Origin of the sequence: Cupriavidus sp. WGlv3 (assembly GCF_023952475.1) — a bacterium.
In the GTDB taxonomy this organism is placed as follows: domain Bacteria; phylum Pseudomonadota; class Gammaproteobacteria; order Burkholderiales; family Burkholderiaceae; genus Cupriavidus; species Cupriavidus phytorum.
Window position 1 is genome coordinate 1 of sequence record NZ_JALHRX010000041.1, and the last position, 13,776, is coordinate 13,776.

The window sequence follows — 13,776 nt, forward strand, 5'->3', positions numbered from 1 at the left end:
CGCCACACGCGCTCCATCTTCAGGTTCAGGAAGAACCGCTCCATCACCGCGTTATCCCAACAATTGCCTTTTCGACTCATGCTGCAAACGATCTGATGCCGTCTCAGCAAAGCCTGATACTCTGCGCTCGCGTACTGACTGCCTCTGTCCGAGTGCAGCACCAGTCCTGGTCCTGGCCGACGCTGCTGCAGCGCCATGGTCAGCGCCGACATGACCAGGTCCGTCGGCATGGTCGGCGCCATCGCCCAGCCCACGACCTTGCGCGAGTACAAGTCCAGCACGACAGCCAAATACAGCCAGCCCTGGGCCGTGCGGACATAGGTGATGTCCGACACCCAGGCCCGCTTCGGCTCAGCCACGTCAAATTGACGATCCAGCACGTTCTCGGCCACTGGCAGAGCGTGCTTGCTGTTGGTCGTCGACACGAACTTACGCTTCCAGTTCGTGCGCAGCTCTGCCTCGCGCATCAGCGTACGAATCCGGTACCGGCCAAGGCGCAGCCCTTGTGCCCTCAGCGCATGCATGACACGCCGGCTGCCGTAGCTCGCGCCGCTGGCAGCGAACGCCGCTTTGACGTGGGTCTGCTCCTGCAGAGCCTTCGTGCTCGGCTTGGCGCGGCGGTGCGCATAGTAGCCGGAGCGGCTCACCTGCAATACCCGGCAGGCATCACTGACCGATACGGCCTCCTGTTGCAAATGGGCTACCAGGCGGTAGCTCACTTTAGTTCCCGTGCAAAGAAGGCCGACGCTTTTTTTAGCAGAGCATTGTCCTCGCGCAGTTGCCGATTCTCCGCCTCCAATTGCCGGATGCGCTGCTGTTCTGCCGTCAGCGGCTTTCCCACCCCAGGTCCACCAGCGCACTCCGCATCATACTGCGCGATCCAGCACCGAACGGCCGACTCACCAAGCTCCATCGACCGGCAAACTTCGCTCACCGATAGGCCTTGGTCTCGTACCATCCGTACTACTTCCAGCTTGAAGCTGGCGTCAAATTGTCGGCGCCTTCTTGTCATCTATCTTTTCACTCGTCGATTACGGATTATCCTCCTATCGACCTGTCCAAGGACATTAGACCACCGCAGGCAGCGATATTCTGCCATCAGAAACGGCGAAGCTCGATCCCGTTCTTACGCAGCGCGTAGCCAATCTGCCGTGGCGTAATACCCAAGAGCCGCGCCGCTTTTGCCTGCACCCAGCCACAGCGCTCCATGGCCCAAATGAGTCGCTCTCTCTCGCCTTGAGGTCTATCGTTCCTGCTGGGCAGGGCAAATCTGGCGCTCTCGTGACCTGCATCTACGGAGACTGTAGGAGTGATCTCCTCGCTCGCTGCAGCGTTTGCCGATCGGCCCGGACGTACGGCGTCTTCGCGCTCGATGTCATGCAATCCTTGGGTTAGACACTTATCCATCTCACACAGGAATGAGAGCCGATCAATGGAATCGTGGAGTGCCATCGTCGCGGTCCTCTCAACGCAGTTCTCCAACTCACGTACGTTACCGGCCCAGTAGCAACCCGAAAGCACGCTCAATGCTCCTTCTGTGAAGCGCAGCGACCTGCCGTTGTCACGGTTGAATCGATCTAAAAAGTATTGCGCCAAAGCCGGGATGTCCTCGCGGCGCTCACGTAGGGGTGGCAGACGAATGCTTACCACATTAATGCGATAATACAAATCTGCTCGGAATTCACCCTCTTTGACCATCCGTTCGAGGTTGCGATTTGTCGCAACGATTAGCCTCACATCAACCCTTACAGGCGTGGCCCCTCCTACGCGCTCAAACTCCCTTTCTTGCAGAACCCGCAACAGCTTCGCTTGGAAGGACGGTGAGATATCGCCAATTTCATCGAGAAATAGTGTGCCGCCGTGCGCTAGTTCGAATCTACCTTTCCGTTGCGATTGCGCCCCCGTGAACGCTCCCTTCTCATGGCCAAACAGTTCGCTCTCCAGGAGAGTCTCTGAAAGCGCCGCGCAGTTCACCGAAACGAATGGCTGATCATTACGCCGAGACAAGCTATAGATTGCGCGTGCGATCAATTCCTTTCCCGTTCCGCTTTCACCGCGCAAGAGTACTGTCGCCCTCGCCGGGGCGACTTGATGGACTTGCGCAAACACCCTCTGCATCGATGGGGAATGGCCTACCGCGTTCTCTATATTGCGCAAAGGATGATGCTCCTTCTGTGGACGTCTACATACCTGTTCCCTGTAACCGCCCTTGTTCATCGCCTCGCGATTAAGCAGCAGCGCTTGCCCCATCGGCGCTGCAACAACTTTCATAAGTTGAAGATCGTTAGCAAAGGCGCGCGTTCCGTCTCGATTCTCACAAAATGCGACCAGCACCCCGAGCGGACGGCCCTCATGCCGGATAGGAGTTCCCAGGAGAGCGATATGATCACCGTCCAATTCATTAGCAGTTCCGAAGCGGTCCGCGAGAAAATGTTCGTCGTGAATCTCAGGGACAATGATAGGCGAATCACTTGAATGAATGCGGCCCACGACTCCCTCATCGGGAAGAAAGCGTACGCGCTCGCGCCAGCCCTCCGAAAGTCCCGTGGAACAAAAACCAGCTAGATATCCACCCGGCTCCGCGACGGCTATGAAGGCGGAGCGCCATCCTAGCGCAGACGAAAGATGCCGTAAGGATCTGTCCAACGTCTGCTCAGCATCCCGCGACGAAACTAGTGTCTGCACTACCTCGTACACCAAATCGAAATCGTTAGCATAGAAATGCGGCATGGATTTAAACTCCCCGGGATGGCTCGTCAAACGCCGTCAGCAAACACGACTAGGTCACAACGACACATTAGTTTGCTGCGCGCTATGGCAAGTTCGAACGATGCCGCCAAGTGGGCGGACATCTACAATGTCAACAAACGGACAATATCGCAGTGGCGATGTCGGAGGGACACGGAGGACAACAACGCCTCTCTGTGCGCGCATAGGATACTAACTGAAAAAACGGCGCCTTTAACACAATCCTGCGTTGACGTCGCTCCGACCATCGAGGTCGTCTTATGCTTAACGCCTCATATGAGGGGTTGCACACCAACAGGGGTAGAAAGCGCGCGAAGTATGGGTAGAGCCTCATCTGCCGGTGCATCGTAGTTCTGAAACTTGTGCCCTGCTGGATTGAAGGGATCTCAATACCTACGAGATTGAATACAATTGGCACCTCTTGTGACTGCCCGGACATCGATTATCAGTCAGACTTCTTCGCGTCAACACTAGCCAAACTTTTTGCCTCTTCCAATAGCACCTGGCGCATCCAAATGCTTGCTGGATCGCCGGTATGTAACGCAGGCCATTGGATAGCCTCCGTAAACGAGGAAAGTGGCAGCGGTACATCGACAATCCTCAAAGGAACCACTTCGCCAAAATACTGAGCTAGTCGTAGTGGCAGTGTTGCGATGCGATCGGTACGGGACAGCATCGGTGGGATCAGGTCAAAGGTTGGTACAACAATCTCTTCCCGTCTCTTGAATCCCAGCTCAAGGAGAAAAAACTCCTCTATCGAGGGCCGGCGTGAACGTCCGAACCTTACAGTCACATGCCCCATCGAGATGTACTTTTCCAAAGCGAGTCTTCGGGACAGCTGCTTATTTGTCGGACAACCTACGCACACAAGCTTCTCTTCAAAAAGACGCGCCTTGGGATGTGTATCACTCAACAACAACTCCGGTAGTATCAGGAAATCAACATCGCCTCGTCTGAGCAATTCGCCAGGTTCATCGTCAGGAAAGAATAGCTCGAAGCTAACGGAAGGCGCCTCGCATGCGACGCGCTTCATGACCTTCTTAAAGTAGACAAGTGTCATGAAGTCCGAAAGACAAATTCTGAAACGTCGTTTCGACTTAGATGGCAGGAATACGTCACGCGAAATGATCGAGAGCTGGACGTGCGATAGTGCTTCACGGACGGGACCGGCAAGTTCCATCGCACGAGCAGTCGGAACGAACTCCCGCCCACGCATAACAAAAAGACTGTCACTGAAATAGTCTCGCAGCCTCGCGACAGCTGCGCTCATAGCGGGCTGACTTAGGTTGATGCTATGCGCCGCGGCTGTCAGATTCCGGTGCGTCATGAGTGCGTCAAGTGCGACGAGAAGGTTCAGGTCAAGGCCTTTGAAGCGCATATGGAGCCATCCACATCATCGATGATTGATATCGAAACAATCGATTGTACAAATTTGCGCCGCTGACGCAAAGTTGTGGCGACTAACGATTAGCAGATCTCCGTGTCCCATTGCGGACGGCGCACTTTGAGACCGAAGGCATAGCGTGCAAACCACAAAGGTAACGTAACGAATCATGGCTGAAAAGGTGCACAGCGAACCATCGGAACGTTTGTCTTGGCCGAGGAAAATTCGAGAACGTGATGCCAAAGTCAAACCACGTAAGGTTTTTCTTACATTCGATGACGGGCCGAATCCGACATGGACACCGAAGATCTTGGACATATTGCGCCAATTTCATGTCCCCGGCACGTTCTTCGTCCTCGGAGCATACGCAGCGGAACATCCGGAGCTAATTCGGCGAATGATCTCCGATGGACACGAAGTTGCCAACCACACGATGACGCATCTCGATCTGTCCCAATGCAACCGCGATGTGTTGCGACGCGAAATACTCGATACGAATGTAATCATCACCAAGGCCTCCCCTGGCCTAGCTGTGCGTTTCTTGCGTGCACCGTATGGAATATGGACTCCTGAAGTATGCGTCGAAGGAATGAATGCAGGTCTTACACCGCTTCACTGGTCGGTAGACCCTCAAGATTGGGCCCGCCCGGGAGTTGATCTGATTGTCGATACGGTCTTGGCGACCGTAGAGCCGGGGGCAATCGTGCTATTGCATGATGGCAGTCCACCGAACGAATTGGCATCACGCCCGTACACAGCATCACGAGAGCAAACCGTGAGGGCGCTTCCTCGGCTAATTTCGGCGTTGAAGGAACGTAACTTTGTGATCAGCTCACTGCCCAAACTACGCGGACAGATCAATCCAGTACGGACTGCCTAAGAACCTGTTATCCCACATAGACCCCGAGACGAATGTGTTCTCCACTACCCCTGGGTCGTCTTCTAGGGAACATTTATCAAAAGTTCATCTCGTCGGACGTGAGTACATCAGGAATTACTGACACAAGAAACAGATAGTACTGAACCAAGTCCCCGCCTTTCCCCATTGGTAGGCATTGCTCCTAACGCTAACATCAAATCAAGCAGCCGGCTCTCTTACCTCATATTGTACTCGCCGCGCCTCAGTTCCGAAATTTATACATCAGACGTCGCGTGCTTCCAACCGAACCGCGTCGATCTGAGCTTAAATGGCGCTCATAACTCGCCTCGGATTTTCATCTGATTCTCTTTGCGGATCAGCGTAGTCTTGTAATCTGAAAATTTCTTAACGCCCCCCTGACAAAACGACAAAGATGAATATTCCGGCCGCAATCAACACGACTTCTGTTTTATTGTACGCACTCCTATCCACCATTTATAAGAGCGCACAGGTTCTGCATAGTCGACCAACACGGTGTACTCCTGCGTCAACCAAGGTCGTTGATCCGGAATGGCGGCCGGACGTCGACGTTATTGTGCCCTGCTTCAACGAAAACCCGGCCACGCTCAGAGCTTGCCTTACTTCAATCGCAAAGCAGGAGTATGCCGGAGTATTGAACGTTTATGTAATTGATGACGGCTCAAGTAACCGTGATGCGTTGGGCGCGGTCTACCGGGACTATGAGGAAGATCCGAGGTTTAACTTTATTCTTCTTCCCAAGAACGTGGGTAAACGTAAAGCACAGATCGCCGCAATACGTTCCTCGTATGGAGAGCTCATACTTAACGTCGACTCAGATACGACGCTGGCCCATGATGTCGTAAAAAACCTTGTACTCAAGATGCGGGACAGATCGATTGGTGCCGCCATGGGACAGTTGACAGCCAGTAATCGAAAGCAGTCGTGGTTGACTCGATTGATCGACATGGAGTACTGGCTCGCATGTAACGAGGAGCGAGCGGCTCAGGGAAGATTTGGCGCCGTTATGTGCTGCTGCGGTCCTTGTGCGATATACCGTCGCTCCGCGCTTCTTCGTCTTCTTGACAAATACGAAACCCAGTTCTTCCGGGGCAAGCAAAGTGATTTTGGTGAAGATCGCCATTTGACGATTCTCATGCTGACTGCAGGCTATCGAACAGAGTATGTTCCTAACGCTATCGCGGCTACTGTTGTGCCAGATAAGCTCATACCGTATCTTCGACAACAGCTCCGGTGGGCACGCAGCACATACCGTGACACGCTCCTCTCGCTACGTCTGTTGCCCCACCTCAATGGCTTTCTTACGCTGGACACCCTTGCGCAGAACGTTGGTTCGCTATTGCTAGCGATCTCAGTCATCAGTGGACTTGCACAGTTTGTGATGACGGCAACAATTCCTTGGCCGGCGTGCATAACAATTGCCTCAATGACGTTCGTTCGGTCCACCGTAGCGGCTATTCGCGCTCGACAGCTGAGATTTTTTGGATTCTCGGCGCATACCCTGATCAACCTGTTCCTTCTACTTCCGGTGAAGGCCTACGCATTGTGCACGCTCGGAAATAGCGATTGGCTGTCGCGAGGCGAGGCATTAAACAGTTCGCACGATAAGTCCGTCTATCCATCATCGGAATCTCCGGAAAAATATACAGCTGGCGAAACGCATTCAACTTCTCGTTCTGAAATTACTGGTAATAAATGTTTGCCCTCTACGTGCGTGACATCGGGAAATGAATATTATACCGAGTAGGATAGATATTACTTGTTCGAGCTTCCTTCAGTAGACAACAACACACTTTTATTCCCGAGCTTCATGTCCACCGCAGCGATCGAGTTCTCCGGCGTTAGAAAGTCATATGGCGGCAAGCCTGTCGTCAATGATCTATCCTTTTGTGTGAAAACTGGCGAATGCTTTGGCTTGTTGGGCCCTAACGGCGCTGGTAAAAGCACGATTGCTCGAATGGTTCTGGGAATGGCAATGCCTGACGGCGGCACGATCACAGTCTTGGGAGAGCCCGTACCAATACGAGCACGCCGAGCTCGCGCTCGCATCGGCGTAGTTCCGCAATTCGACAATCTGGAACCAGGATTTACGGTACGCGAGAACCTGATTGTCTTTGGACGCTACTTTGGCATGACCACAGCCGAGATCGAGGCGGCGATTCCATCTCTGCTTGAGTTCGCGCATCTTGAAACAAAATCCCATGCTCGCGTCACGGAACTGTCAGGCGGCATGAAAAGGGCATTGACTATCGCGCGCGCCCTGATCAATGATCCCCAACTTCTGGTAATGGACGAACCCACAACCGGCTTGGATCCTCATGCGCGCCACCTGATTTGGGAGCGATTACGCTCGCTGCTAACGAAGGGCAAGACTATTCTTCTCACTACTCACTTCATGGAAGAGGCGGAGCGGTTGTGCGACCAGCTTTGCGTAATAGAGGACGGATGCAAGCTCGTTGAGGGAACTCCGCAGGGTCTGGTCCAGAAACAAATCGGTACCGAAGTGCTAGAAGTATATGGCGGCAAACCACACGAGCTGCGTTCATTACTAGCACCCTACGGTCCCCGCACCGAGGTAAGCGGCGAGACGCTGTTCTGCTACGCCTCCGATTTGGAACAGATTCGGGTACCTTTACGCGAGCTTTCTGGCCTGCGCGTCCTACAACGCCCCGCAAATTTGGAGGACGTATTCCTGCGGCTAACCGGACGTGAGATCAGGGAATAAATAATGCGTGACGTACTCATGATGACTTTGCCCGCGAACGCTTGGAACTGGCGTACGGTATGGCGCCGTAATTTCTTAGCATGGCGGAAGGCTGCTCTCGTTTCCCTAATTGGCAATCTTGCAGATCCAATGATGTATCTGTTCGGCCTTGGCTTCGGAGTTGGGGTACTGATAGATCACGTTGAAGGATCTGCATATATTTCGTTTCTGACAGCCGGTATGGTTGCTGCGAGTGCAATGACTTCCGCAACGGTCGAGACAATCTATGCGGCCTTCTCTCGGATGCACACGCAGCGCATGTGGGAAGCAGTCCTGTGCACAAAGCTTACGGTTGGCGACGTCGTACTCGGTGAAATGACGTGGGCGGCCAGCAAAGCCCTATTGGCAGGCACCGCGGTGGCTGGGGTTGCCGCAACATTGGGCTATGCCGATCTCTCGAATATTTTTTTACTAATACCGGTCATTGTTCTAACTGGCTTCGCATTTGCAAGCCTTGCTATGGTCCTCGTCGCGATTGCGCCGAGTTACGATTACTTTGTGTTCTACCAAACGCTTGTCCTCACACCGATGCTTTTCCTGAGTGGTGTCATTTTCCCAGTAGAACAGTTGCCAGGGGCCCTTCATCTTGTTTCGAGAGCCCTTCCACTTTCCCATTCCGTCGAACTCATCCGCCCCGCGATGCTTGGACGCCCGTCGGCGAGCGTCGGTCTGCATGTGTCCGTACTTTGCCTTTACGCAATAGTGCCCTTCTTCCTATCGACAAACCTTGTTCGCCGGCGTCTGATGTCTTGATGATCGCATCGACACTCTGACCAGGATGAATTTGAATATAGGTCAAATCCTTCTACCGCCGCTAACCACTTGATGTATATCTGTGCAACTCTTTAGCGAAATCATGCCAACAGCCGCACCATTCGTAATCCTTGGGATGCCCAGAACAGGTACGCACTATCTGGAAGAATTGCTGAATTTGCATCCAAATGTGTCGAGCAACGGAGAATTGCTCAATCCGTACGATATGAACTGGCCAGATAATAGCCGACTCCTACGTAGCGATAGGGACCTTCTTGAGCTAGCTTATCAATATTACCCTACCCGCTCTGGAAAGACGGCGCTCACCCACGTTGGCTGCAAGATTAACCAACCGCAGTTCCGCGAGCGGCCAGGATTCTTTGAAACCTTGATCGGTTGGCCACATCTTCGCGCGATATTTGTCCGCAGAAATTCTCTGGAGTCGCTGCGATCCCTCGTTCAGGCAAGGACAAGTGGTCAATGGCTACAGTACGGTACGTGCCACTCCTTGGCCGTTCCACCCAACGTAACGTTGACCATCGATGAATGCGAAGCCTACTTCAGGATCGCTGACGACTTCCACACTCTCGTCGCGAATTCCTTTCAGCGAGATCGGATTATGACTATCGACTATGAGGATCTACTGCGCGATCCAGCCCCCTGCCTCGACGCAATTTGGTTCTTCCTTGGAACATCTCCGCACGCATGCTCAGTACGCACGGCCCTTCGGCGTCAGGAAATGCGACCTCTGCGAGAGACGGTATGCAACTTCGTGGAGCTAAAGCGCCATTTCAGCGGGGGGCCGCATACAAGCTATTTCGAAGCCTAGAATGGCTCAAACCATCGCACGAGCAATGCGTAGTTTTGTGCCTCAACTTAATTAATTGGTCGCCAGGTGACTGTGGTTGGCCTATTACTCTTCCAATAGGTTACTTTTATGTCGTCGCCAAAAGTTCAGTGGAAACTACGCTGGGAAAATGATCTTGAACTCTCCGACCATTTGGAATTGGCTGAGTTTTTCAAAGCGACCTACGGTCCGACAGGGCCTTTCAATGCGAAGCCGTTTAGTGGCGGTCGAAGTTGGGCAGGCGCACGGCCTGAGCTCCGCGCCATAGCTTACGATTCTCAAGGGATTGCGGCACACATGGGTGCACTTCGACGATTCATCAAGGTAAATTCAGCCGATGTGCTTGTGGCCGAACTAGGTCTATACGGAGTTCGGCCGGACCTTGAAGGATTCGGAATTAGCCATTCCATCCGCGCAATGTACCCCGTGCTTCAAGAGCTTCGCATACCGTTCGCTTTCGGGACCGTCAGGCACGAGTTGAAAACTCACTTTTCCCGATTGTGCCGACATGGACTAGGAACAATCATCGAAGGAATTCGTGTGCGCTCAACTCTCTCGAACGTCCACTTGGATTTGCCGTCTACTCGGGTAGAGGATGTCCTCGTCGTGGTTATGCCAATTAACAGTTCGTTGCAAGAATGGCCAAGCGGCGAAACAATCGAACGCAACGGACCCGAGCTATGAAGACAGTTCTACTGGATTGATTGGTAGGCGATCTTCGAGCAGAAGGAAGCCTACGTTATGGTCCACTATTAGGAACCGAAAGATTTTCCCATGCTTTCAAACCTAGAATTGCTGCGTCGTGAACTAAGTACAGATGACCCCTGGCGCCTCGACACTAATCCTTACGAACAGGAACGTCACAGACATATGCTTCGATTGTCACTCGCGCAGGGCCGAGTCACTAATGCGCTCGAAGTGGGATGTGCTGCGGGGACATTCACGGAGAAACTTTTGGACCACTGCCAACGGCTCACAGTCATAGATGTTGTTCCGCAAGCGATAGCTCGTACTCGCGAACGACTGAAGGAGCCAGCGAACACTACGTGGATCGTTTCAGACGTCAAAGAGTTCTCGACACATGACAAGTTCGATCTAATCGTGGTCGCTGAAGTTCTCTATTATTTGGATAACCTTGAAGAAATGCGTTCTACGATTCTAAATCTCGCAGGAATGCTTGCGCCGGCCGGACAGTTGGTATTCGGATCGTCACATGACGACAGTTGCCGGAGATGGGGCCACATTGCTGGTGCAGAAACTGTGCTTGCTATGCTCAGAGAAGAGTTGACTGAAGTTGAGCACGTTGAATGCAAAGGACAATTGCTCACTGAGGGTTGCTCGCTAGCACGATTTCGCAAATCTCCGGACGAATCACAACACACACGTTTACCGAGTTAGAAAGAGGAAATAGCATGCGGATCTGCGGGATCAAGCTAACGCACGACGGGGCCATCGCCGTGGTAGAAGATGGGAAATTGATTTTTTGCATCGAGCAGGAGAAGCGAGAGAACAATAAGCGCTATCAGGAAATCGAGAACCTTGAGGAAATCGCTCTCATTTTGGCGGAACATGGGCTGAACGCTGTGGATATCGACCAGTTCGTCATTGATGGCTGGGACGGAGACGTGGAGTCTAGATTCCACGTCCGTAGTGGATCTGTTCCGATGAGTCTAAAGGGCGCACCGTATGCTGAGAGCGACGCCAATCACCTCCTTGCCTCCCTTGACGGCGACGGTTTGGTGGTCGGCGAAGGTTCATTTCCGTACAAGAGTTTTCCTCATGTGTCAGGGCACGTAGCGGCCGCATACTGCACCAGCCCGTTTGCACAAAAGGAGCAACCCGCCCTTTGTCTGGTTTGGGATGGCGGCATCGTCCCAAGGCTCTACCATGTGCAGCGTGATGGGGCACGCCGCGTTGACTGCCTTTTCCCCCTCGTTGGCCATATCTATGCGGCGGCGGGTCACTACTTTGGTCCCTATAAGAAACTAGGCGGAGCAGAATGGGATCTCGGCGTGGCAGGCAAGCTCATGGCTTATATTGGGCTCGGGTCCGTCGATGAAAGTATCGTATCTGTATTTCACAGCCTTTACGACGATCACTTCGCTGGTAACAGCGAGTTGGCGCGCAGCTATCGTGCGAATATTAGGGCACCTGAAGGCTCGTTGAAACCCGTCCGTGATTTTTTCGAAGCTAGCGTGCCTCGACTTGAAGGGAAGCTTCACCAAGATGTGCTTGCCTCCTTTCACGTCTTCCTCGAGCGCCTTCTCGTTCATGAAATCGGAATGGCGCTGCAGCGTCATTCAATACAAGTTCCGCAAAACCTGTGCATTGCTGGGGGATGTGCGCTAAACATCAAATGGAATAGCGCATTACGTGAAAGTGGCTTATTCGCTGCAATATGGGTCCCTCCGTTCCCCAACGACAGCGGCTCGGCAATTGGTGCGGCTTGCTGTGCGATGGCTGCGGACCAGGGATTCATACCGTTGGAATGGTCCGTGTATAGCGGGCCTTCCGCAAAACTTGGCGTCGTCCCTCCGGGATGGACTGCGTTTCCGTGCACGATTTCGGAACTCGCCCGCATACTTGCAGATAACAAGCCAGTCATTTTTCTTGCCGGTCGTGCCGAATTGGGCCCTCGGGCTTTGGGCGGAAGAAGCATTTTGGCAGCCCCAACTTCGGCTGCAATGAAACATCTTCTGAACGATGTCAAGCATCGAGAGCATTTTCGTCCGGTGGCGCCAATATGCCTTGAGGATAAGGCAATGTCCATCTTTGAGCCTGGTACTCCGGACCCCTACATGCTTTTCGACCATCTAACGCGTAAGGAATGGCGTGACAAGATCCCTGCGGTCGTGCATCTTGACGGTACTGCTCGTTTGCAAACCATCCATAGAAGTTCTAAACATCCCGTAGCAGAGCTTTTGGTCGAATATGAGAAGCTAACAGGTATTCCTTTGCTCTGCAACACAAGCGCGAATTTCCACGGCCGAGGATTTTTCCCCGACGCTGCTTCCGCTTGTGAATGGGGGCGCGTGGAACAAGTTTGGTTCGAGGGTATTCTTTGGAGAAAGACGGAAGGAAGCAGCACAACATTGAATGTGGACGAAGCAGTAGTGCGTTCCAAAGGAGCATAGACCCGATATTGGCGACATCGCTCCCGACGTAGCTACGCGTTTCAGAGGTAGACGTTCAACTAGCTTCGCCCAATTTGCACGTGGACTTCGCAGGACGCGTTTGCAAGCCGGGCGCCCGTGTTGTTTGCAAAGTCCAATTTCACACACGTATACGAAATATGATGAGCGATGCTCGCACTCCTCACCTTTACATCTACGACTTCGGAGTCGGTCCGGAATCGAGAGCGCAACTGCTTGGTCAGGCCCCGTCCATCCTCTGGTTCACAGGCCTCTCCGGCGCAGGGAAATCGGCAATTGCCGACCGGCTTGAGGCAGCCCTGCATGCGTGCGGGCGGCTCACTTATATTCTTGATGGCGACTCAGTCAGGCGTGGCCTTTGCAAAGATCTTGGCTTTGACAAGGAGGATCGACGCGAAAATGTTCGGCGCGTGGCTGAAGTTGCCAAACTTATGGCCGACGCCGGCATCGTAGTGCTTGTATGCCTTATCTCACCCTTCCATTCCGACCGAGAGCTTGCTAGGTTAATTGCGGGGAAACATGTCTTTGCTGAAGTTTACGTTCACGCACCATTGGCCGTAGCAGAGGCTCGCGACACTAAAGGACTATATCGACTTGCCAGACGGGGGGCGATCCAAAACTTCACCGGCATTGATTCGCCATATGAAAGACCAACAAGTCCCGATATCTTCATCGACACATGCACAATGTCTATCGATGAAGGGGCCAATATGGTATTGGACTGGGTGTCTCGTCATTAAATATGTTGAGAAGGTTGGAACTTGATAGTGTGATTCCGACCCTATATCAAGCCCCTCGGGGGTTAAAAGTGTCTCGCGTCGAAGACGCAAATGCACCTCACACCCCAAAAGGAGTTTTGCGTATACGCCACCCAAGACTACCTGTGATTAAGTTTTGGCAGTGGGCGACAGAAGCCGACCTTTAGCGCATTTGGTTACACACATCTCAGTCGTCAAGTTCACGGGCGTACCGAAGACCGGCGGCGAAATCCACCACTCGCTGCAGGCCTTGCCAGATAGTCTTGACTCCGGGTTCGCCGTCGCCTTTGCGCGCCAGGAAGCAGCCGAGCATAGCGACCAAGCGCACGACCTCATTCAGACGCGGTGACGTCTTCGGCGGCTTCTTCTTGTCGAGATTGAATGCCGCGCGCCATTCATCGCGCTCGAACAGCAGCCCTGCATCCAGGTCCGGGCAAGTTCGACCCAGTCGCATCAACCGAGCGATGCGCCA

Annotated in this window: 12 protein-coding genes and 1 pseudogene; 9 read left to right on the plus strand and 4 right to left on the minus strand. The window is 53.3% G+C overall.

Annotated elements, in window-relative coordinates:
• From MKD38_RS29460 to MKD38_RS29470, 3 genes and pseudogenes are all read right to left on the minus strand, one after another.
• Window positions 1–1,012 (minus strand): annotated as a pseudogene (locus MKD38_RS29460) (IS3 family transposase); the annotation flags it as partial.
• A gap of 86 nt (window positions 1,013–1,098) precedes the next feature.
• The gene (nifA, locus tag MKD38_RS29465) at window positions 1,099–2,730 is read right to left on the minus strand and encodes a nif-specific transcriptional activator NifA (RefSeq protein ID WP_012354669.1); all 1,632 of its coding nucleotides are present in this window, start codon (window positions 2,728–2,730) and stop codon (window positions 1,099–1,101) included.
• Window positions 2,731–3,193: 463 nt separating this feature from the next.
• Window positions 3,194–4,126: a LysR family transcriptional regulator gene (locus MKD38_RS29470; RefSeq protein ID WP_012354667.1), complete on the minus strand. Its 933-nt coding sequence runs from the start codon at window positions 4,124–4,126 to the stop codon at window positions 3,194–3,196.
• A gap of 175 nt (window positions 4,127–4,301) precedes the next feature.
• Between MKD38_RS29470 and nodB the strand changes: the two genes are divergently transcribed.
• The 9 genes from nodB to cysC all read left to right on the plus strand — a co-directional run bounded on the left by nodB (window position 4,302) and on the right by cysC (window position 13,286).
• Window positions 4,302–5,012: a chitooligosaccharide deacetylase NodB gene (nodB, locus tag MKD38_RS29475; protein ID WP_012354666.1), complete on the plus strand. Its 711-nt coding sequence runs from the start codon at window positions 4,302–4,304 to the stop codon at window positions 5,010–5,012.
• Between the two features lie 412 nt (window positions 5,013–5,424).
• Window positions 5,425–6,777, plus strand: a complete 1,353-nt coding sequence (gene nodC / locus MKD38_RS29480) for a chitooligosaccharide synthase NodC (RefSeq protein WP_012354665.1) — start codon at window positions 5,425–5,427, stop codon at window positions 6,775–6,777.
• Between the two features lie 63 nt (window positions 6,778–6,840).
• Window positions 6,841–7,755 (plus strand): nodulation factor ABC transporter ATP-binding protein NodI, encoded by a 915-nt coding sequence (gene nodI, locus MKD38_RS29485; protein ID WP_012354664.1) that lies wholly within the window; start codon window positions 6,841–6,843, stop codon window positions 7,753–7,755.
• Window positions 7,756–7,758: 3 nt separating this feature from the next.
• The gene (locus MKD38_RS29490) at window positions 7,759–8,547 is read left to right on the plus strand and encodes an ABC transporter permease (RefSeq protein WP_012354663.1); all 789 of its coding nucleotides are present in this window, start codon (window positions 7,759–7,761) and stop codon (window positions 8,545–8,547) included.
• Between the two features lie 103 nt (window positions 8,548–8,650).
• A complete protein-coding gene (locus MKD38_RS29495; RefSeq protein WP_081479546.1) occupies window positions 8,651–9,376 on the plus strand; it encodes a sulfotransferase in 726 nt (241 codons plus the stop codon).
• A 108-nt stretch (window positions 9,377–9,484) separates the two neighbouring features.
• Entirely contained in the window at window positions 9,485–10,078 is a 594-nt protein-coding gene (locus MKD38_RS29500) for a NodA family N-acyltransferase (RefSeq protein ID WP_012354661.1), read from the plus strand.
• Window positions 10,079–10,168: 90 nt separating this feature from the next.
• Entirely contained in the window at window positions 10,169–10,792 is a 624-nt protein-coding gene (gene nodS, locus MKD38_RS29505) for a nodulation methyltransferase NodS (RefSeq protein WP_012354660.1), read from the plus strand.
• 14 nt (window positions 10,793–10,806) lie between these two features.
• Entirely contained in the window at window positions 10,807–12,528 is a 1,722-nt protein-coding gene (gene nodU, locus MKD38_RS29510) for a nodulation protein NodU (protein WP_012354659.1), read from the plus strand.
• Window positions 12,529–12,689: 161 nt separating this feature from the next.
• On the plus strand, window positions 12,690–13,286 hold the full coding sequence (gene cysC, locus MKD38_RS29515) for an adenylyl-sulfate kinase (protein WP_232348030.1): 597 nt from the start codon (window positions 12,690–12,692) through the stop codon (window positions 13,284–13,286).
• 205 nt (window positions 13,287–13,491) lie between these two features.
• On the opposite strand, the gene MKD38_RS29520 is transcribed toward cysC, so the two are convergent.
• A partial coding sequence (locus MKD38_RS29520; protein WP_290369644.1) for an IS4 family transposase occupies window positions 13,492–13,776 on the minus strand: 285 nt, incomplete at its 5' end.

Excerpts from the sequence above, each read along its gene's own strand:
- MKD38_RS29495 (WP_081479546.1), top strand. The coding sequence starts at position 8,651 with ATGCCAACAGCCGCACCATTCGTAATCCTTGGGATGCCCAGAACAGGT.
- MKD38_RS29500 (WP_012354661.1), top strand. The coding sequence starts at position 9,485 with ATGTCGTCGCCAAAAGTTCAGTGGAAACTACGCTGGGAAAATGATCTT.
- nodU (WP_012354659.1), top strand. The coding sequence starts at position 10,807 with ATGCGGATCTGCGGGATCAAGCTAACGCACGACGGGGCCATCGCCGTG.
- nodI (WP_012354664.1), top strand. The coding sequence starts at position 6,841 with ATGTCCACCGCAGCGATCGAGTTCTCCGGCGTTAGAAAGTCATATGGC.
- nodC (WP_012354665.1), top strand. The coding sequence starts at position 5,425 with ATGAATATTCCGGCCGCAATCAACACGACTTCTGTTTTATTGTACGCA.
- MKD38_RS29470 (WP_012354667.1), bottom strand. The coding sequence starts at position 4,126 with ATGCGCTTCAAAGGCCTTGACCTGAACCTTCTCGTCGCACTTGACGCA.
- nodB (WP_012354666.1), top strand. The coding sequence starts at position 4,302 with ATGGCTGAAAAGGTGCACAGCGAACCATCGGAACGTTTGTCTTGGCCG.
- nodS (WP_012354660.1), top strand. The coding sequence starts at position 10,169 with ATGCTTTCAAACCTAGAATTGCTGCGTCGTGAACTAAGTACAGATGAC.
- MKD38_RS29490 (WP_012354663.1), top strand. The coding sequence starts at position 7,759 with ATGCGTGACGTACTCATGATGACTTTGCCCGCGAACGCTTGGAACTGG.
- cysC (WP_232348030.1), top strand. The coding sequence starts at position 12,690 with ATGAGCGATGCTCGCACTCCTCACCTTTACATCTACGACTTCGGAGTC.
- nifA (WP_012354669.1), bottom strand. The coding sequence starts at position 2,730 with ATGCCGCATTTCTATGCTAACGATTTCGATTTGGTGTACGAGGTAGTG.